The sequence below is a fragment of the Methanolobus sp. ZRKC3 genome, assembly GCF_045291275.1.
Classification (GTDB): Archaea; Halobacteriota; Methanosarcinia; order Methanosarcinales; family Methanosarcinaceae; genus Methanolobus.
On the sequence record NZ_CP146982.1, the window covers coordinates 2201063 to 2220265 of the forward strand.

The window sequence follows — 19203 nt, forward strand, 5'->3', positions numbered from 1 at the left end:
CTCATTTTCTCATTTTCCATTTTTAATTCTTTTTTTATTTTAGCAGTTTTCTTAGCTGAATGCCTATGTTTTTATATCCTGACTGACACAGTTCTTACAGGGTTTAAAATTTGAAGGGATCGATCATGAAAGAGGAAATGACATCAAAAGAGCGCTTCGTCAATGCTCTTGAAATGGATGAAGTGGACAGGGTACCTTACGGATACCTGTGGTTTGGTGCAGGTGATGCGGTTCTTGATCGCATGGGTGCCAGTATGAAGGATGTTTATTATTCTTCAAAGGGAATTGCAAAGGCACAGATCCTTGCCAGGGAAATGTACCATCACGATAATGTCATGTCTCCCTGGGGATGCCTGCTTGCGGAAGCAGAAGCATTCGGAGCCAGAGTGAATATCAAGGATAACGGCTACCCCACAATGGATGGATACCTGCTTGATTCCGCCAGTGAATATGAGAAGATAGATCCCGATAAATTTGTAAGATCTGAAAGAGTGGGCACTGTACTCGATTCCATCTCTTTGCTAAAAAAAGAGCTCAAGGATGAGGTTTTCATCACTGGTTGCATACTTCCTCCGCTAACATTGGCCTTCCAGCTTCTTGACATGACCGATCTGAGCATGGCAATGCTCACAGAGAAAGAAGATGCTCATGCTCTGCTGGACAATATCACCGAGAGTTGCCTTCTTTATGCTGACAAAATGCTGGAAGCAGGGGCTGATGGAATTCTTTTTGATAACGGTGGAAGCACTGGAGACCTTTTCAGCATAGAGATGGCTGAGGAGTTCATGCTGAAGTACACGAAGAAGGTTTACAGATGTGTACAGGCAAACGGAGGATATGTGATATCTCACAATTGTGCCGTACATGCTTTCCATGAAATGGAGCTGACAATGAGTCCCGATGCCCTGAATTTTTCCTACGGAGAGGTTGATTTCCTGAAAGAGAAATATGGGATAGACTGTGTGAAGACGCATCAAAGATCGGGCTGTGCTCCCAGATATTGCCTAAAGGAACTTGCATATTCGGGTATCTGTCTCATGGGGAACATTGATTCTAACGTATTTGGAAACGGTTCGTTCGCTGACATAGATCATGAGGTCAAAAGCTGTATGGAAGCTGCACCTGAAACCGGTTTCATATTGTCCACAGGTTGTGAGATCCCGCTAAGCACATCACAGGAGAAGATGGATACACTCTGGAATAGCGTAAAGTCTCATTTCTAAGCTTATTTTTCTATCCATTTTTTCCATGCAACAAAGGCTTAAAAGTTTTGATGGCATATTTTATACGGGAGTTTGAAAATATGCCGGAGATAGCCGTTGAGATAGTTCAGTTCAAATTAGCCGAAGGAAAGAATGAAAAAGACATGCTTGCAGTATCAGATGCTATGATGGAAGGTTTATCATCACTGGATGGCTTCCTTGACCGGGAGCTTTTAAAAAATGCTGATGGTGTCTGGATGGATTTTCTGCACTGGGAAAGCATGGAAACAGCTCTTAAGGCCACAGAGGATATCATGAGCCTGCCATTATGTCTTGAATATTTCAGTTTCATAGACCAGGATAACATGCAGATGACCCATTATACCTTAAGCCAGCGATATGAGGTCTGAAATGGATTAACGTATTCAGTTTGCAAATACACTTTAAAAGTTATGCTTCCTGGCACTGTATCATTCTCTCATGTGCGCAGGAGTGAGTTTTTTTTCTAGTAATGTGAATGAAAGCTCTATCAGTATGGCAAGTCCGATCGCAGGAATCGCTCCTATCAGTAATGTTTTTGTGTTGTAGCCTATGAGTCCCTGGAATATTATCTCTCCAAGCCCTCCGCTTCCTATAAAAGCAGTGAGCACAGCAATACTGTTGGCAAGGATGGCTGCGAACTTGATACCCGCGAACATGGCAGGATATGCGTTAGGCAATCTGATATGCCTGTGTATCTGCCACTGGCTAAGCCCAACGCCCTCTGCGTAGTCGATGAGTGCAGGGTCTACGTTGCTAAGGCCGATATAGGTATTCTTAATAATGGGTAGCAGGGCGCGCAGCATTATGGCTATCACGGCAGGGGTGAAACCTATTCCTATGAGAGGTACCATGATGGCAACCACAGCGAAACTTGGAACAGCCTGTACAAGATTTGCAAATCTCATTACCACAAATGCCAGCTTCTTGCTGTAAAGGGACATGAAAGCCAGAGGTATGGAAATTACAATACTTATGAACAAGGTGGTGTAGACCAGCACTATATGTTCCAGGGTTGCCTCAATTAAAGTTTCAATGGCTACCATGTGCCATACCTCTCATGTAGCTTTTTCTCGATCATACCGGCAAAACCGTCAAGTATGACCGCAAGCAGCCCGGTCCATATTCCTGCAACTAGTATGGCATCCTTCTGGTAGAGCTGGATGCCGTTTTGCAATACAGTTCCAAGCCCTCCTGCAGCCACAAGCCCTCCAAGTGTCACAACACCCATGCAGAATACCAGTGCAATCCTGATACCTCCTGCAATAAGTGGCAGGGACATGGGTATCCTGACCTTTAGCAGGGTCTCCCAGGGGGAAAGTCCCAGTGCATGGGCTACGTAGGTATACTCTTCATCAACGCCTTTGAGGCCTGTATAGGTATTTCTTGCAATGGGAAGAATGGAGTAGAGTACCGATGCAGCAATGGTGGGACCGGCACCAAGCCTGAGTATTGGGAGTAATATCACTATCAGTGCAAGGTCCGGTATTGTTTCGACTATATTGAGTAGATTGAGTACTGTATTTGCTATCTTAGGGCGGGAGTATATGATAACACCAACCAGCACTCCTATGATAATGGATAACAGCAGCGCCACACTGAACATCTGCAGGTGCTCTATGGTGCGCATTGTCATCAGGTTCTTGTCCCAGACTTCCGCAATGACCTGTATTAATGTCATTTCCACCCCATCATATAAGTTTCAGCAAGACCTCATCGGAAACAAGGACACCCACTGGCTTTGAAGATTCCATTATAAGGGCCAGGTGCTCTCCGCTCTGCTTCATTTCGGAGAGTGCAAAGGCCACTGAATCCAGAGGTTTGAAGGTCTTCAAGGGCTTTGCCAGCTCAGAGATATTCCTGCTCTCTTCCTTGCATTTCATAAGGTCCATCATACTCAACTGTCCGAGAAGTTCCCCTTCTCTGAATACAAAAGCGTTCTCAATGTTATTTCGTGTCATTTCGTCAGCAGCAGCACAGGCATTCATGGAGGCATCGAGTATGTACTCCTCTCTAAAAGCCGACATGAGGTCCTTTACCTTGAGAGTATCCATATGCTTGAACTTGCGGTCGGTATCAACTATGTGTGCAACCATTTCATTTACAGGATTGAAAATAAGTTCTTCAGGAGTTCCCACCTGTACAAGTTTAGCCTGATCCATTATGGCTATCCTGTCCCCCAATACCAGTGCCTCCTCTATGTCATGTGTGACAAAGACGATTGTCTTGCCGATCTCTTTTTTTACCTTGAGGAATTCCTTCTGGAGCTGTTTGCGAAGTATAGGGTCCAGGGCACCGAAGGGTTCATCCATAAGTAAAAGAGGCGGGTCCATGGCCATTGCCCGTGCAAGTCCCACTCTCTGCTGCTGTCCTCCGCTTAGCTGCCTGGGATAGCGGTCAATGAACATATCAGGTTGAAGGGAAACAAAATCCAGGAGGTGGCGTACCCTTTCCTCTATTTTTTCTTTGTCCCATCCTTCGAGTTTTGGGACAAGGCCTATGTTATCCCCGATGGTCATGTGCGGAAAAAGACCTATATTCTGAATAACATAGCCCATATTACGGCGCAAACGCACCGGGTCCAGATCCTTTGTGTCAAGATCGTTGATGGCAACATTTCCCGAATCCTGCTCGATCATCCGGTTGATCATTCGCAGAGTCGTGGTTTTTCCTGAACCACTGGGACCTATAAGTATGAGCAATTCCCCGCCTTTTATCTCAAGGTCAAGATCCTGAACTGCAAAGCGGGAACCGTACTTCTTTGTTACATTGTTGAACCGGATAGAATCTATCCTGTCAAACAGTTTTTCAGTTTGCATTTTAGGTGATCCTTGTCAGAGGGTCTAAAAATAGAAGAGGGATCTTATCCCTCAATGAGTCCCTCATCAACAAGGAACTGGTATGCGATATCTCTTGGTTCCTTCTGCTCAACATCGAACTGGTAGTTAAGCATCCTCATGGTATCGGTGTCTATTGCACCGTTGAGCTTCTGCATTGCAGCTACTGCATCAGGATTGTTCTCTGCAAATTCCTCGGTGACTATAAGGATAGCATCGTAAGGTGGCAATGCGTTCTTATCATCTTCAAGAACCCTCAGTTCGAATACTTCGTTCCTGGTGTCAGTTGTGTAGGCAGAGATCGCTTCCACATCACCGTTCTTGATAGATTCATACATAATGGTGGGTATGCCCTGTTTGTATTCCTTGAATTCAAAGCCATAGACATCCTTTATGCGTGGGAGTCCATCCTCGCGGGTTGCAAATTCAGGATCTGTACCGATGCTAAGTTCCCCTGCATATTCCTCAAGTTCACTTACGGTGCTAACATCATTTTCAGCTGCCCAGTCTTCCTTGACCGCAATTGCGTATGCATCCTCAAAACCAAGGTTACTGACTATCATTACATTGTCGGTTTCCATCAGGCCTTTCTCAGTTTCATCAAGCACAACCTGTGGATCCCATTCATCAAGTGGTGGTAGTTTGAGTATCTGGCTGTATGCTGTACCTGTATATTCTACATAAGCGTGTACTTCTCCACCTTTCAATGCTTCATAGTTCACGAAGGTACCACCAAGGCCTTGTTTCACATCGGTGTCATACCCTGCATCTTCAAGCACGAGGGCTGTCATATGTGCAAGTATATATGATTCCTGGAAGAGCTTGGAGCCGATAACAACGGTTCCTTTTTCTTCTACATCTGATGTGTCTGTACATCCGCTTACAAGCAGCATCATAATTACAACTAGAGTTGTTAGTATCACTTTTCTCATTGATCTACCCCAAGGTCACTTTATGAAATTGATATATTGTGCAATAACTCCACAATAATAAAGATGAAGTATACTTTTTATAAGTGTATCTGTTCACGGAAAAGAATACACATATATAATTTTGAAATTAGCTGAAAAAAGGTTAATATTTGTAAGTGTGGGAAAGAACTCCTGTTAATGAAAAAGAGCCTTTATATAGGGTGAACTTAAAAAATAAAATTACTTATTGTTGGGGTATGATCGATGGAAGGAAAAAGCGAAGAGACATATGTTAATTCTATTGGAATGGAATTTGTATCAATACCAGCAGGGGAATTCGATATGGGGTCGCTGGAAGACGAGAAGAACTGGTACAGGAACGAGCGTCCACAGCACAGGGTGAAAATCGGTAAAGCCTTTCATATTGGTAAATATGCAGTGAAACAAAAGGAATGGATTGAGATAATGGGTTTTAATCCGTCCAGGTCCAAGGGTGATGATCATCCTGTTGACAAGGTTTCATGGAGTGATGCCCAGGATTTCATTAGCAAGTTAAATGAAAAGGAGGGTACTGACAAATACCGTCTTCCAAGCGAGGCAGAATGGGAATATGCATGCAGGGCCCAGACCAGCACCAGATACTCTTTCGGTGATGATGATGCTGAATTGACCGAACATGCCTGGTATGATGTGGATGAATCCACAGGTTCCTCTTCTTCAGGCCAGAAGAAGCCCAATCCCTGGGGTCTGTACGACATGCATGGAAATCTCTGGGAATGGATGCAGGACAGGTACCATGATAGTTATGAAGGTGCTCCCACAGATGGTAGTGCCTGGGAAGAGGATGATTCCGGCAAGGACATATACGTCCTTCGCGGAGGTGCCTGGTCAACCCGTGCAGAGGGATGTCGCAGTGCAAGTCGCTACTACTATCCGGCAGATGGTCGCAGAAGCAGACGTTCAGGATTCCGTTTGCTCATGGAGATCTGAACTGTTTGAAAGGATAAACTTTTAAACGATACAAAATCAATTATTTATTGCAGCTTGTGGAGTGGTTCAAATGGTAAAAGCTACATGGAATGGGGTATTGCTTGCGGAAAGCGACGAAACGATCATGATCGAAGGAAATCATTATTTCCCACCAGATTCGGTCAATATGGAATATTTTGAGAAAACTGAGACTCATACCACTTGTTTCTGGAAAGGTCTGGCTTATTATTACAATATCGTAGTCAATGGCGAGACGAACAAGGATGCTGCCTGGTACTATCCTGAGCCCAAGGAAGGCTCTCCTGAAAGGGTAGGAAAGGATTTCAGTAACTATGTTGCTTTCTGGAGAGATGTGGAAATTGAGGAATGATCCTCATTTTTAATTTATTTTTAATTTCTTATTTTGTTGATTTTTTACGGATTTCTATAGGTGAAATAAATCTCTATCCCGTTCTCACTCCTAATGGTGAGCAAATCAACTCAAAAGATAATATATGATATAGTAACTGTTCAACAATTACTCATTGCACTGTCAAACAATAAAAGTCCCATACAATGAACATTACAGTGTATACTATTATATATGGCCTGATGTGTAACTTTATAGTTAATCTTCGGAGTTGATTTAAAAATGGTACGAGTTACACGAAAAGTTACTTTGAATGGCACATTACTTGCTAAAAACAACAGAACTATCCTTATAGAAGGAAAGAACTATTTCCCGCCTGAGTCAGTAAATATGGAATATCTGAGAAAAAGTGATACAAAAACAACTGTTTCCGGGATGGGAGAACTCAGTTACTACGACATTGTAATTGACGGTGAAGTAAGCAAGGATGCAGCATGTTATTTTGCCGAGACTGATCCGGAAGCTCTTAAAAAAATCGGAAAGGATTACAAGAATTATATATTATTTATGAAGGATACTAAAGAAGAAGTGAGCATATAAGTTTCTTCTTCTTCTTTACTTATCACAACAGCAGTGATTGGCACTCAGTTTCTCGGTCAGTTTGATATTCTCTGAGTAATCGACCTTTACATCGAGTATCCAGACACCACCCTGTTCAAGGGCTTCCTGCAGTTGGGGTTTGAGATCCTCAGCCTTTTCTATTCTCATACCATTTGCCCCGAAGCTTCTGGCAAGCATTTCAAAATCAGGGTTGTTGAAATCAATTCCTATGGTCTCATTGAACTTCTTCTTCTCGTGCCACTCGATGAGTCCGTATTTCGAATCATTGAAGATAACAATTACCAGATCGCATCCAAGCCGCACGGCAGTTTCCAGCTCCTGTACATTCATCAGGAATCCTCCGTCTCCTGCAACTGCCACTACCTTACGTTCAGGTTTTAAGAAACTGGCAGCTATGGCACCTGGAAGTGCAAAACCCATGGATGCCAGGCCGTTGGATATGAAGACGGTGTTCGCTTCGTATGCAGGGAAAAGCCTTCCAACCCACAGCTTATGAGCACCCACATCGCTTACGAGTATATCCTCCCTGTCAAGACATTCCCTGATATCGTATATGATCTTCTGGGGCTTCATGGGGAAGGACAGGTCATATTTGAAATCCTCAAGTTCTGCCTGCATTCTCTGGCGTACTTTCTTTAATTTATCAGCCATTTCCATCTTAAAATCGCATTGCTGGGTCAGGTGGAAAAGTGCCTGTCTGATATTACCGGTCAGTTGTATGTCAGGTATATATCTCTCATCGATCTCAGGATGCTGGGAATGTATGTGAATGATCTTCTTATCGCCTCCATGGTTCCAGAACCGAGGACTGTATTCCACGTAATCGAATCCCACACATATCACCAGATCAGCCATGTCAAAACCGCACATTATATGGTCGCGGTCCTTGATACCCATGGAACCCAGGTAATGCTCATCGTCTGCTGCGATGGCTCCCTTCCCCATGAAAGTGGTGACAACAGGCAATCCAGTTGATTCCACGAATCTGCGAAGCTCAGAACTTGCACTTTCCCTGAACACGCCATTACCTGCAAGGATTATGGCTGCAGAACTTTCTTCGATCATCTTTGCAGCTTTTTTAAGCTCTCCTTCATCGTAGCGTGTAAGATGTGAACTTCTTGCTTTGGAAAGAGGTTCCTTTTGACTCTCTTCCTGTGCCACGTCCTCGGGTAGTTCGATGTGTACTGCACCGGGTCTGTCCATTGCGATATCAAAGGCCTTGCGTACTATCTCTGGTATGAAGTCCGAGCGTGTTATTTTTGAGTTCCAGCTTGTGAAATTCTTGAAAGTAGCAACTATGTCTATGTACTGGTGTGACTCCTTGTGTGTCTTTTCCAGTCCAGATTGACCTGTAATTGCCACAAGGGGAGATCTGTCAAGCTGGGCATCTGCAACTCCTGTAATCAGGTTTGTGGCACCTGGTCCGAGGGTTGCAAGACAGACCCCTGGTTTGTGGGTCAGCCTTCCGTATACGTCTGCCATGAAAGCCGCGCTCTGCTCGTGTCTTGTAACTATGAATTTGATATTTGACCTGGAAAGTGAGTCCGTAAGGTCTATGGTTTCCTCCCCGGGTACCCCGAATATATATTGTACTCCCTCGTTCTCAAGACACTTTACAAAAAGCTCGCTTGCTTTCATTTTACTCCTCTTTTTTCTTTTAATATACTTTCATGGATTTGGCTGTCATGAATTCCAGCACGCCTATTTTGTACAGCTCTCTTCCAACACCGCTCTTCTTGAACCCACCAAATGGTAGGCGTGGATCGGAAGATACGAAGTTGTTGATGGCGATGATCCCAGATTCTACGTACTTCGTCATTCTCATAGCCCTTTCCCTGTCCTGGCTCCAGATGCTTGCACCCAGACCAAACTCAGTGTTATTTGCTATATCCACTGCTTCATCCTCATTTTTGAAGGTGACTATGGGTGCCACAGGTCCGAAAGTCTCTTCCCGAAGTACAGGTGCACTTTCATTGATGTGATCCAGGACAGTTGGCATGTAGAAGAATCCATCTCCTTCCATCGCACCGCCTTTGACAAGGACATTAGCTCCGACTTTAAGAGTATCATCCACCTGTTTCTGTATGGTCTCTCTTTGCTTTTCGCTCACAAGGGGTCCCATATCGGTAGACATATCCATGGGGTCTCCGACCTTGAGTTTGAGTGTGTTCTCCACAAAGCTTTCAGTGAATTGTTCAGCCACCTCTTCACTCACAATGAAACGCTTGGCTGCGATACAACTCTGTCCAGCATTAAGGAACCTACTGGCAACTGCTGTTTTGGCTGCAGTTTCAACATCTGCATCCTCAAGTACTAGAAAAGGGTCACTTCCTCCAAGTTCCAGGATGAATTTCTTCATATTCCTGCCTGCTGCCTCTGCTACCTTTTCACCTGCAGGACGGCTGCCTGTGAATGACACAGCATTGATATCATCCCTCGAAATAAGTGAGGATGCGGTAGGTCCGTCCACGAGTAATGTCATATAGACGCCCTCAGGCAGTCCTGCCTCGATGAATACGTCCTGGATCTCCAGTGCACACATGGGTACATTACTTGCATGTTTGAGCAGGACTGTGTTCCCTCCTGCAAGAGCTGGTATCCCGAACCTCAGCGCCTGCCAGAAAGGGAAGTTCCATGGCATGATGCTCAGCACGGTACCCAGGGGTTCATAGATATATCCGGATGTTTGCGCATCAGTTTCCACAAATTCCGATGCAATGAATTTCTCGGCATTATCGGCAAAATATTCGCAGGTCCAGGCGCATTTCTCTATTTCCGCAATGGACTCTTTCATGACCTTCCCCATCTCCTGGGTAATGGTGGCAGCAAGTTCTTTTTTCCTGTCCCTGAGAACTTTTGCCACACTTTGCAGGTATACCGCCCTGTCCATGACGCTGATATCTTTCCACTCTTGCAGTGCTTCCTTTGATCTCTTGATCTTTGCATCGATCATCTCGTTGTTATAGAGTTCGAATTCAGCATTTGTCTCTCCGGTAGCAGGATTGACTGATGTTATTTTCCCCATTTAGATCTCCCCATGATATTAAGATAAAGAGGAGTGAATAAGGTTCCCATTCTATACACTCCTCAATTTTACTTGGGACTAATCTGTTATATAATTGGTTATTTCGGGGATTGGCAAGAAGAGGGTATTAGGGCAGTTCCCATGGCTGAGTATTATGTTTTTATGGTATTTGCGGATTCAAATTCCAGTCCAAAGGGAAAACAAATATTTAAATAGAAAAAATTTTGAAATAATAACTATGGGGAGTAAATATCTAAGAGTCCTAATGTACGGTTTCCTGGCATGGCTTATACCTTTTGTAGCTTCGCTATTTTTTTACACAGGGAAGGGAGAATTGACAATTGATATATTTTTATTCAAGTCTATTATGATCGTGGTAGGTTCCATTTCAGCAGCAGTTCTCTTGATATCTTATTTTAAAAGTATCAAGCTGGCCTATCTCAAGGAAGGAATTTTTGTAGGATTCTTCTGGTTCGCTATAAACATACTACTGGATATCTTGGTATTGATCCCAATTTCCGGACTGTCTGTTACGGATTACTTTGCCCAGATAGGACTGAGATATCTGGTCATTCCTGTAATGTGTATCACTGCCGGAAAGGTCCTGGAAGATAAAGATTAGTTGCCTATTCGAGATTTGATCCACAAATAAAATCTTACAAAAATCTTCATCTTCTGAATCAAAAAAAATCACATGGGTAATGTACCCACGAAGATCCGAATTCAATATACCTTCAGCGACTTGATGTTCATGAACTCGTGGAAGCCGATCCTGGAAAGTTCTCTTCCCATTCCGCTTTTCTTCACGCCGCCAAAGGGCATGCAGGCTTCGGGCCTGAAGAAAGCGTTCACTCCCACCATACCCGTTTCAAGTTGAGCTGCCATGGTCGTGGCTTTTTCCTGATCCCTGCTCCATATACTGGCACCAAGCCCGAACTCGGAATCGTTTGCTATCTCAATTGCTTCTTCCTCGGTCTTGAAAGTGATTATGGGTGCCACAGGTCCGAACGTTTCTTCGTGCATAACCTTCATGTCACGTTTCACATCTGCAAGGACAGTGGGCGAATACATGAATCCTTCACCCACAATTTCTCCTCCGGAAACTATTGGGTCAGCACCTTTTGCAATGGCATCTCTGACCTGCTCCCGTATCTCATTCACTTGTTCCTTGCTGACAAGTGGACCAACATCGGTCTCAGGATCCATGGGATCCCCGATCTTAAGATTTTCTGTAAGTTCTGTGAATTTCTCTGTAAAACGATGTGCCACTGATTCGGCAACGATAAAACGTTTTGCTGCAATGCATGTCTGTCCGGTATTTATGAATCTGCTGGGCACTGCAACCTGTGCAGCCTTCTCTACATCGGCATCCTCAAGCACTATGAATGGGTCGCTACCACCCAATTCCAGCACGAATTTCTTCATGTTCCATGCAGCTGCCTGTGCAACCTCTCTGCCTGCATTGTAACCACCTGTAAATGACACAGCAGCAATCTCTTTTCTGGAAATAAGTGAGGATGCTGTCCTGCCATCTATGAGCAATGTCTGAAAAACACCCTCGGGAAATCCTGCATCAAGGAAGAGTTTTTCAATTTCCAGGGCACAGCCAGGTACATAGCTGGAATGTTTGAGCAACATGGTGTTTCCACCTGCAAGTACGTGGGATGCTGCGCTCAGGACCTGCCAGAAGGGAAAGTTCCAGGGTTTGATGGCAAGCACCGTACCCACAGGCTCATAACAGACCATGGAGCTGGATGCATCGGTCTGGAAGTACTCAGGTTCAAGGATCTTATCTACATTGTCCGCAAAATAATCGAAGGTATCAGCACACTTGGCGATCTCAGGTACGGATTGCTTGATGACCTTCCCCATCTCGGTGGTAATGAGTTCTCCATACTCCTGTTTTCTTTCCCGCAGCAGTTTTGAGACGTTTCTTAACAGTTCTGTCCTTTCATGCACATCCGTCTCTTTCCACTCCTTGAAAGCCTCAGTGGATCTTCGGAGTGCGTGGTTGACCTTTTCTTCAGAGTGCAGCTTGAATTCCCTGATAACTTTGCCGCTGGCAGGATTGATGGATGAGATGGTGGTCATGATCGTGGGTCCTTTAAATTTTAAATTTCAAATATGGTAATTGTAATTCCCTTGTCTGATAATTGATTATATCAACTTTATATTTGCTTTTGTTGATTTGAAAGAGAATTGCATAGTGAATTTATCTCTCTTTCCACTATCCAAAGGATATTTGAAAAATCGTGGGATACTTTCTTGTGATGCTGTATGCTATGGACTTGCCTATCCATACCTTTCCCTTTTGCATACGGCGCAATTTACTTAGTTCTCCCAGTATTTGCAGGGTCTTCAGTGCATATTCGTCATTGATATAGCAACTGTCAGGGACCCTGTTGTCGGAGAAGAATATAATGGGTAATCTCAACCTGTCCTGCATATCCTCAGGAATCTTCTCACTGATGGTAACGAGTACTTCCCTGTCAAAAAGATACTCCTCTCCGGATTTTGTTATTGATGCAGGCTTCTCTTCCTTAAGGAGTTGGGCAAGGCTCTTGCGCTGGGCTACTATTCTCTCGTTGATCTTTCCCATCTCCACTCTCATCCATTTGAAAAAGGTAGATTCGGAGTTTATTGAAGGCCTGCCTGACATTTTAGTAGCTTCCTGAATATAGAATATTTAGTTTCTTTTCACTAATGAATCTTTAAGGATAATGATTTAAACTTTGTGAACAAGTAATTAATATGGATGCTCTCAGTCTTTTGAAGGAACACGAAAACGTTGTAAAGGAACGTTTTGGTGTCAAAAAGATTGGAATTTTTGGCTCATTTGCCAGAAAAGAAGCTCATTCTGGTAGTGATGTGGATATTCTTGTTGAATTCGAAGAAGGGAAAAAGACATTTGATAACTTCATGGATCTGAAGTTTTACCTCGAAGACCTTTTTAGCAGAAATGTTGACCTTGTAATTGAAACATCTATCAAACCACAGCTAAGAGCTAATATTATGAGGGATGCAGTTTATGCCTAGGGACCATTCTGTCTTTTTTGAAGATATGTTCGCTGCAATCAACAAAATTCAAAAATATGTGCAGGATTTGTCATTTGAGGATTTTTTGGAAGATGATATGAGAATCGATGCGGTTTTGCGTAATCTTGAAGTAATAGGTGAAGCAGCTGGAAACATCCCTCTTGAAGTCCGAAATTCTTATCCTCATATTCAATGGAAAAAGATTGTAGGATTGAGGAATATCCTGATTCATGAGTATTTTGGAGTCGACTTGGAAATTGTTTGGGATATAATTGAAAGCAATCTTGAAAATCTCAAGAGTGAAATTGGGAAAGCTTTGGAAAAATGAAACGTTAATTTTCCATTTTTAGTTTTAATCATTTCTTGATGTTTATCGACACATCAGGGATAAATCCGCGTCTTTTAACAGGCTAGATATAAATTCTTGAAGTTCGAATGTATAAGCATGGAAGATCTACTCATCACGGCGGAAAAGATACGCAGCATGGAGATAAGGGGTGCCGGAAGAATAGCGGTGGCAGCTTCGCAAGCGCTTCGGGATTATGCCAGAACTCTTAAGGATCTCAATATAGAGGATTTTAACACAAAGGTAGAGGAAGCCGCAAAGGTTCTGGTGGATACCCGTCCCACAGCGGTCTCACTTCCCAATGCAGTGGCTCTTAGTAAAAGGCATAGCGCAGACAATGTGCAGGATGCCATTGAAGAGATCGTAAGCAACTCTGACAGTTTCATCAAGAATGCTACTGAGGCACTGGATAAAATAGGATGGATAGGTGCCCAGCGTATTCGGGACGGTGATGTCATAATGACACACTGTAATTCCCATGCGGCTATTTCCATTATCAAGACAGCCTTTGATCAGGGTAAGGACATCTCGGTGATCGCCACTGAATCCCGACCTCGCAGGCAGGGTTTTATCACCATCAAAGAGCTGAGTGACTATGGTATTCCCACAACACTGATAGTTGATTCTGCTGTTAGATTGACAATGAAGGATGTGGATATCGTTGTAGTAGGAGCCGATTCAATATCGGTGAATGGTGCCCTCATAAACAAGGTTGGTACGTCCCAGCTAGCCCTTGCGGCACAGGAAGCGCGTAAGAATGTCATCGTCGCAGCCGAGACCTATAAGTTCAGCCCCAATACCCTGCTCGGGGAAATGGTTGAGATCGAAGACCGCTCCAGTGACGAAGTGATAGATGCTGAGATCCTTGCCGGACTTCCCAATGTGAAGGTGAAGAACCCGTCATTCGATGTCACTCCTGCCGAATACATAGACCTCATCATCACCGAGGTAGGTGCTATCCCACCTGTAATGGCCTTTACCATAATCAGGGATTACCTGGGATTGAGTCCTATCTGATACAGGAAAGAGATTAACTCTTCTTTTTTTCCTTTTCCCTTTTATCCATATTCTTATCGGACCAGTTCCACCATTTGAGCAGTTCAGGATCGTGGCGCTTGTGGGATGCGTAATAGACAGCTTCCCTGAAACCATAGAGCACGCATCTGTCTATGTGCCTGCCCCTCAGCTCAGTTAATTCAAGATACATCAACTCGGGGTCCTTATTTTTGAGCTGGTGGATGGAATGTATTCCCAGGTCCCATAGCTGTTCAGCTGACTTCTTCCCGAAACCCGGCATTTGCATCAGTTCTTTCAATGCTTTTTCCTTTTCCCTTTTATCCATATTCTTATCGGACCAGTTCCACCATTTGAGCAGTTCAGGATCGTGGCGCTTGTGGGATGCGTAATAGACAGCTTCCCTGAAACCATAGAGCACGCATCTGTCTATGTGCCTGCCCCTCAGCTCAGTTAATTCAAGATACATCAACTCGGGGTCCTTATTTTTGAGCTGGTGGATGGAATGTATTCCCAGGTCCCATAGCTGTTCAGCTGACTTCTTCCCGAAACCCGGCATTTGCATCAGTTCTTTCAATGCTTTTTCCTTCTCCATCTTGTCCACTTGTAATACTCAATTCACTTGAGTAATTTCTTAAAAAGTCTAAAAATATCAAATGATGTTTTGTTGTATACCTTATTATAAACATATTTTTTTGGGCTTCTCACCCAACCATAGCCTCTCGGCATTTTTAATCCGGCTCGGTGTATCACTTGCCGTTTAATACTTGTTCTTGCAGATATTCGTTTTTTCAAACTAGGTTTTCTTATTCCGAATTTCATGCTGATTCACCTTCTGATTTTTTTACAGACTTCTTCATTTCTTACCCAGTGTTGCAATATAGATGGCAAATTCGTCCTCACCATCCACTCCCAGCACGGCATTTAGCTCATCATCGAAGAATGCCCCAATGGCGCAGACCCCGCAGTCGATGGACTGGGTGCTCAGGTAGAGATTCTGGCACACATGCCCTGCATCCAGGTTTATGTATCTGTATCCTCTTTCCCCGTATCTCCACTTCATCCTGTAGATCACTGCTGTCCATATGAACGTGACAGCACTTGTGCCTATGAAGTTCTGGTCCAGACATGCAGCCATTATATTTTCAGCGACAACGGGACCTGTTTTAATCTTAGCCAGTTTGTGCTCGATGGGCAGGAAAAGGTAGAGTCCCTCTTCAAGTCCTTCCACGTTGTTTATGAGCATGTACGTCTCGATGGAATGTCTTGCACCTGCAGAGGGTACATTTCTCAGCGTGGCTGCATTTCCCATTAATTCCCTTACCCCCTGAGTACACCAGAGCAGGTATGACAGCTCCCCGAGCGACAGCGCTTCCTGTGAAAAGTCCCGAAAGCTGGAACGTCCTTCTATGGCTTCTCTCAGGTCTATCTTCCTGACATCCACCTCTGCCGGCTCAGGAAGGTCAATGACCTCTGCTCCACCGGCTCCCTTCTCTAGCGGTGGTTGCGGATAGCCAAGTGACTGGTCCGACCTTTCTGCATACTGGAATTTCGTTTTTTCCATGAATTCTCTGCCAATTTCGTTCAAAATGATAGTCCTCCCATAATACCCCTTTAAGAAAATTCTTCATTCGTGCTTTATACTTCTTGCCCTTATGACGACAAAGGAACCTTTCCCGAAGCCTTCCTCAGGTTTTTCCGTATCTCGTATCATTTTCAGGGGCTTGAAAAGGGTCTGTTTGATAAGCATATCCTCAAATCCGTGTTCTTTCAACATCGACAGGACCTCATCGGTGGTATGAAATCCAATTTTTTTGTAAAAACTGCTCTCTGCTTTCCTTTTGCGGTATTCCTCTCCCAGAGGTCTGTTCCTTTCAACAAAAGCAACTATCAGAAATCCTTCAGGAGCAAGCACACGGTATGTCTCATTCAGTGCTTTTTCAGCATCCATAAAACAGAGACTCGTAACCATCAGTGCAAGTTCCATAGATGAGTTTTTGACAGGAAGTTTTTCAGCAACTCCTTTTATACATTCAACCTTACGTGAATCTGCAATTTTCAGCATTCCTTCAGACGGATCAAGCCCGTAAGTGACACCCAGTTCCGATGCAAACCTGCCTGTGCCAACCCCGATCTCGATACTATTATGGAATATTTTCGATGGCATAAGCTCCCTGATGGCCTCCAGTTCGGATGCATAGACTGCCGGATTCTCGTCGTACCAGATATCGTATTTCTCTGTATGGATATCAAAAGCAGTTCTTTTCATAATGCTCCCATGCCCCTGTAAGATTTTATGAAAGAAACTATAAAAGCCTTGATATCTGTCTGAAATGTATGAAAGTTCGCTGTGAATGGGCCAACGTGAACGAGCTTGAAAAGCAATATCATGATACTGAGTGGGGGAGTCCGGTCCACGATGACAGGAAGCTCTTTGAGTTCCTGATACTGGAAGGTGCACAGGCAGGTTTGAGCTGGGATTCCATTCTGAAAAGAAGGGAAGGTTACAGGAAAGCCTTCGACGATTTTGATTACAAGCTGGTCGCAGCCTACGATGATGCAAAAGTTGAAGAACTGCTGCAGGACACAGGTATCATAAGGAACAGGAGGAAGATCCTGTCTGCAATAAAGAATGCCAGCGCTTTCATTGAAATAAGAGATGAATTCGGCTCTTTTGATAATTACATATGGGGCTTTCTGGAAGATGGGAAAGCGGTCCAGAATTCCTGGAATTCAATGGAAGAGGTGCCTGCAAATACCGAATTATCCGAGAAGATAAGCAAGGACATGAAGAAAAGAGGATTCTCATTTGTGGGTCCTACCATAGTCTATGCCTTCATGCAGGCGGTTGGAATGGTGAACGACCATGAGATTGGATGTTTCAGGTATGAAGAATGCAGGAAGCTGGCTGAAAAATGAGTGGAAAATGAGACTTGATAGTTGATGGTTAGATAAGTGATATTTCTTGTAGTCTGATATCTCATTTTTTCAGATACATGTAAAGGTAGATTCCGATACCAATGAAAAAAGCCAGCAAACAGGCGCTATACATGGTACCTGCTCCCACAAGTCCTAAAAAAGGATTGCTGTTAAGGGGGCAGAGCGGTACTATATCATTGTAGAGGAAGGAATCCAGCAAGACATGACTCCATGTACCGATAAGCGAGCTGGAAACAATTGTCAGTATCGAGTAGTTCTGCTTCAATCCAAGTGTATCTGTAATTCGCTGCAGTATCCCTCTCTGGGAGTACAGTGCAGCGGAAATAAGAAGAGCAATTATTGCAGCAGCTGCAAATGTGTGCATTGGTCCATGCAGGGGCCGGCAGCCTGCAAATATGCAGTAAGCTGCCCTTACATCTATGATAATACTCCCCAGAACTATGGCTGCGAGGTTAACTCTTTTTCCGCCCAGGCCGGAGAAAAAAAGAGCAGGTCCGAGATGAAAAGGGGTGAAGGGCATCCTTCTCAGGTAAGCTGGCCGTAGGGGCTTTCTTCATGGTATCTCAGGAACTCGTCCACAGCCACTGAAGCATCAGCTTCGGAGCCGAAGAGCAGGCTTGAAAGGGATGGCTTGTTCATGTAGATCACTGTGGCATCACCTTCTATACCACCAAGTTCTGCTGCCCTGTCGATGGCATCGTAAAGGTTTCCGAACTCATCAACCAGTCCTAGCTCTTTTGCCTTCCTGCCGGTATATATCCTGCCGTCTGCAAGGTCCTTTACCTCACCGACGCTCATACCCCTGCCCTCTGCAACATCATTGATGAAACTGGTATAGACCTCTACAATGACCTTGTTGGCATATTCCTTCTCATCTTCTGAGAGTCCGCGCCATGGTGCACCCATATCCTTGAACTCTCCGGATTTTGCCACATAGAATTCCACTCCTTCCTCATCGTAAAACTCAGACAGGTTCTGGAAGGTCCAGATGGTACCGATACTTCCGGTCATGGTAGATGGGTTTGCAACTATAAGGTCGGCAGGTGCGGATATATGATAGGCTGCACTGGCTGCCACATCTCCCATGGAAATAACAACTGGCACTCCGTCCTCACTTGCTTTCTTGACCTCGGAATATACTTCTTCCCCGGCAGTGGAAGATCCTCCGGGGCTATTGATGCGCAAGACTATTGCCTTGATGTCCTCGTCGTTCACAGCATCCCTGATATTTTCTGATATTTCCTCGGATGTTGCGTAACCCAGTCCGCCGGGGATGCTACTTGTGAGCAGGGTTCCCTGCACGTAGATGACCGCTACCTTTCCATCTGAGGGATAAAGGTCTCCATTGAATGTCTGGTAAATGAGGACAAAGCTTGCACCAATTATCAGCAAAAGAACGGCTGCAATGGTAATGTACTGTAATTTCCGGCTTTTCCTCTCCGGGACAGGCGTATCATTGTTACGTAGATTTCCGGAAGTGACAGGATCATCTTGCTTTTTGTTATTGTCGTATCCTGCATTCTCAACTACTTTTTTATTTTCAGGGATCACATTTTCTACCTTATCAGTGGCGGCTCCATCCCCGTTATTTTCCTTGATATCAGGAATTGGCTCATCGGCACCATGCTCATTGTTACTCCCATTATCAGGAGCAGGCTCATCCACATCAGCTTCCACAGCGATCTCCTCTTTTTCAGAGTCAATATCTGTTAGATCGATGAATACTTCTTCATCTTCCTCATTTTTTGTTTGGCTATAAGAATAAGGATAAGTATGGTATTCAACTTCATCAGAAGGATCGGCTTTACTATCTGTGTTATCTCCGTTCATCTGCAATTTCCCGTCCTGATTGTAAAATGAGTTAGGGTGTTAAAAAGCTTACTTGTTTTTTAA

At 44.2% G+C, this 19203-nt stretch carries 24 protein-coding genes; 10 read left to right on the forward strand and 14 right to left on the reverse strand.

Annotated elements, in window-relative coordinates:
* Positions 1 to 125 precede the first annotated feature (125 nt).
* Positions 126 to 1223 carry a uroporphyrinogen decarboxylase family protein gene (locus V7O66_RS11125; RefSeq protein ID WP_406660383.1) on the forward strand — a complete coding sequence of 366 codons (1098 nt, stop codon included), beginning with the start codon at positions 126 to 128 and terminating at the stop codon, positions 1221 to 1223.
* Between the two features lie 80 nt (positions 1224 to 1303).
* Positions 1304 to 1612 (forward strand): hypothetical protein, encoded by a 309-nt coding sequence (locus V7O66_RS11130; protein WP_406660384.1) that lies wholly within the window; start codon positions 1304 to 1306, stop codon positions 1610 to 1612.
* 60 nt (positions 1613 to 1672) lie between these two features.
* On the opposite strand, the gene V7O66_RS11135 is transcribed toward V7O66_RS11130, so the two are convergent.
* Genes V7O66_RS11135 through V7O66_RS11150 form a run of 4 tightly spaced genes read right to left on the reverse strand, consistent with a single transcriptional unit; the run spans position 1673 to position 5010 of the window.
* On the reverse strand, positions 1673 to 2287 hold the full coding sequence (locus V7O66_RS11135; RefSeq protein WP_406660385.1) for an ABC transporter permease: 615 nt from the start codon (positions 2285 to 2287) through the stop codon (positions 1673 to 1675).
* Positions 2281 to 2922, reverse strand: a complete 642-nt coding sequence (locus V7O66_RS11140; protein ID WP_406660386.1) for an ABC transporter permease — start codon at positions 2920 to 2922, stop codon at positions 2281 to 2283. The genes V7O66_RS11135 and V7O66_RS11140 overlap by 7 nt, the downstream gene beginning before the upstream one ends.
* 10 nt (positions 2923 to 2932) lie before the next feature.
* Positions 2933 to 4060, reverse strand: a complete 1128-nt coding sequence (locus tag V7O66_RS11145; RefSeq protein ID WP_406660387.1) for an ABC transporter ATP-binding protein — start codon at positions 4058 to 4060, stop codon at positions 2933 to 2935.
* 44 nt (positions 4061 to 4104) lie between these two features.
* A complete protein-coding gene (locus tag V7O66_RS11150) occupies positions 4105 to 5010 on the reverse strand; it encodes a glycine betaine ABC transporter substrate-binding protein (RefSeq protein WP_406660388.1) in 906 nt (301 codons plus the stop codon).
* A gap of 243 nt (positions 5011 to 5253) precedes the next feature.
* Here V7O66_RS11150 and V7O66_RS11155 point away from each other — a divergent pair, with 243 nt between their 5' ends.
* From V7O66_RS11155 to V7O66_RS11165, 3 genes are all read left to right on the forward strand, one after another.
* Entirely contained in the window at positions 5254 to 5979 is a 726-nt protein-coding gene (locus V7O66_RS11155; protein WP_406660389.1) for a formylglycine-generating enzyme family protein, read from the forward strand.
* A gap of 70 nt (positions 5980 to 6049) precedes the next feature.
* The gene (locus V7O66_RS11160; RefSeq protein WP_406660390.1) at positions 6050 to 6349 is read left to right on the forward strand and encodes a DUF427 domain-containing protein; all 300 of its coding nucleotides are present in this window, start codon (positions 6050 to 6052) and stop codon (positions 6347 to 6349) included.
* A 261-nt stretch (positions 6350 to 6610) separates the two neighbouring features.
* On the forward strand, positions 6611 to 6928 hold the full coding sequence (locus tag V7O66_RS11165) for a DUF427 domain-containing protein (RefSeq protein WP_406660391.1): 318 nt from the start codon (positions 6611 to 6613) through the stop codon (positions 6926 to 6928).
* Between the two features lie 15 nt (positions 6929 to 6943).
* Here the strand turns inward: V7O66_RS11165 and V7O66_RS11170 are convergent, their stop codons facing one another.
* Positions 6944 to 8611, reverse strand: coding sequence for an acetolactate synthase large subunit (locus V7O66_RS11170; RefSeq protein WP_406662639.1), 1668 nt, complete (start codon positions 8609 to 8611; stop codon positions 6944 to 6946).
* Positions 8607 to 9974 (reverse strand): NAD-dependent succinate-semialdehyde dehydrogenase, encoded by a 1368-nt coding sequence (locus V7O66_RS11175; RefSeq protein WP_406660392.1) that lies wholly within the window; start codon positions 9972 to 9974, stop codon positions 8607 to 8609. The genes V7O66_RS11170 and V7O66_RS11175 overlap by 5 nt, the downstream gene beginning before the upstream one ends.
* Positions 9975 to 10308: 334 nt before the next feature.
* On the opposite strand from V7O66_RS11175, the gene V7O66_RS11180 reads away from it, so the two are divergent.
* On the forward strand, positions 10309 to 10596 hold the full coding sequence (locus V7O66_RS11180; protein ID WP_406660393.1) for a hypothetical protein: 288 nt from the start codon (positions 10309 to 10311) through the stop codon (positions 10594 to 10596).
* 101 nt (positions 10597 to 10697) lie between these two features.
* Here the strand turns inward: V7O66_RS11180 and V7O66_RS11185 are convergent, their stop codons facing one another.
* Positions 10698 to 12065 (reverse strand): NAD-dependent succinate-semialdehyde dehydrogenase, encoded by a 1368-nt coding sequence (locus V7O66_RS11185; protein ID WP_406660394.1) that lies wholly within the window; start codon positions 12063 to 12065, stop codon positions 10698 to 10700.
* A gap of 136 nt (positions 12066 to 12201) precedes the next feature.
* Positions 12202 to 12633 carry a DUF61 family protein gene (locus V7O66_RS11190; RefSeq protein WP_406660395.1) on the reverse strand — a complete coding sequence of 144 codons (432 nt, stop codon included), beginning with the start codon at positions 12631 to 12633 and terminating at the stop codon, positions 12202 to 12204.
* Between the two features lie 92 nt (positions 12634 to 12725).
* On the opposite strand from V7O66_RS11190, the gene V7O66_RS11195 reads away from it, so the two are divergent.
* The 3 genes from V7O66_RS11195 (at position 12726) to V7O66_RS11205 (ending at position 14373) form a co-directional block, all read left to right on the forward strand.
* Positions 12726 to 13010 carry a nucleotidyltransferase family protein gene (locus V7O66_RS11195; RefSeq protein ID WP_406660396.1) on the forward strand — a complete coding sequence of 95 codons (285 nt, stop codon included), beginning with the start codon at positions 12726 to 12728 and terminating at the stop codon, positions 13008 to 13010.
* Positions 13011 to 13035: 25 nt separating this feature from the next.
* Entirely contained in the window at positions 13036 to 13338 is a 303-nt protein-coding gene (locus V7O66_RS11200; protein ID WP_406660397.1) for a DUF86 domain-containing protein, read from the forward strand.
* A 117-nt stretch (positions 13339 to 13455) separates the two neighbouring features.
* Positions 13456 to 14373, forward strand: a complete 918-nt coding sequence (locus V7O66_RS11205; RefSeq protein WP_406660398.1) for a ribose 1,5-bisphosphate isomerase — start codon at positions 13456 to 13458, stop codon at positions 14371 to 14373.
* Positions 14374 to 14386: 13 nt separating this feature from the next.
* Here the strand turns inward: V7O66_RS11205 and V7O66_RS11210 are convergent, their stop codons facing one another.
* Genes V7O66_RS11210 through V7O66_RS11225 form a run of 4 tightly spaced genes read right to left on the reverse strand, consistent with a single transcriptional unit; the run spans position 14387 to position 16639 of the window.
* Positions 14387 to 14965, reverse strand: coding sequence for a helix-hairpin-helix domain-containing protein (locus V7O66_RS11210; RefSeq protein WP_406660399.1), 579 nt, complete (start codon positions 14963 to 14965; stop codon positions 14387 to 14389).
* Positions 14966 to 14988: 23 nt separating this feature from the next.
* Positions 14989 to 15192, reverse strand: a complete 204-nt coding sequence (locus V7O66_RS11215; protein ID WP_406660400.1) for a hypothetical protein — start codon at positions 15190 to 15192, stop codon at positions 14989 to 14991.
* Positions 15193 to 15226: 34 nt separating this feature from the next.
* Positions 15227 to 15958 carry a SagB/ThcOx family dehydrogenase gene (locus V7O66_RS11220; protein ID WP_406660401.1) on the reverse strand — a complete coding sequence of 244 codons (732 nt, stop codon included), beginning with the start codon at positions 15956 to 15958 and terminating at the stop codon, positions 15227 to 15229.
* A 39-nt stretch (positions 15959 to 15997) separates the two neighbouring features.
* Entirely contained in the window at positions 15998 to 16639 is a 642-nt protein-coding gene (locus V7O66_RS11225; RefSeq protein ID WP_406660402.1) for a class I SAM-dependent methyltransferase, read from the reverse strand.
* Positions 16640 to 16707: 68 nt separating this feature from the next.
* Between V7O66_RS11225 and V7O66_RS11230 the strand changes: the two genes are divergently transcribed.
* Positions 16708 to 17289, forward strand: coding sequence for a DNA-3-methyladenine glycosylase I (locus V7O66_RS11230; protein WP_406660403.1), 582 nt, complete (start codon positions 16708 to 16710; stop codon positions 17287 to 17289).
* A 61-nt stretch (positions 17290 to 17350) separates the two neighbouring features.
* Here V7O66_RS11230 and V7O66_RS11235 read toward each other — a convergent pair whose 3' ends face one another.
* Complete coding sequence (locus V7O66_RS11235; protein WP_406660404.1) at positions 17351 to 17830, reverse strand: DUF4184 family protein; 480 nt, start codon at positions 17828 to 17830, stop codon at positions 17351 to 17353.
* A 5-nt stretch (positions 17831 to 17835) separates the two neighbouring features.
* On the reverse strand, positions 17836 to 19140 hold the full coding sequence (sppA, locus tag V7O66_RS11240; protein ID WP_406660405.1) for a signal peptide peptidase SppA: 1305 nt from the start codon (positions 19138 to 19140) through the stop codon (positions 17836 to 17838).
* Between the last annotated feature and the right edge of the window lie 63 nt (positions 19141 to 19203).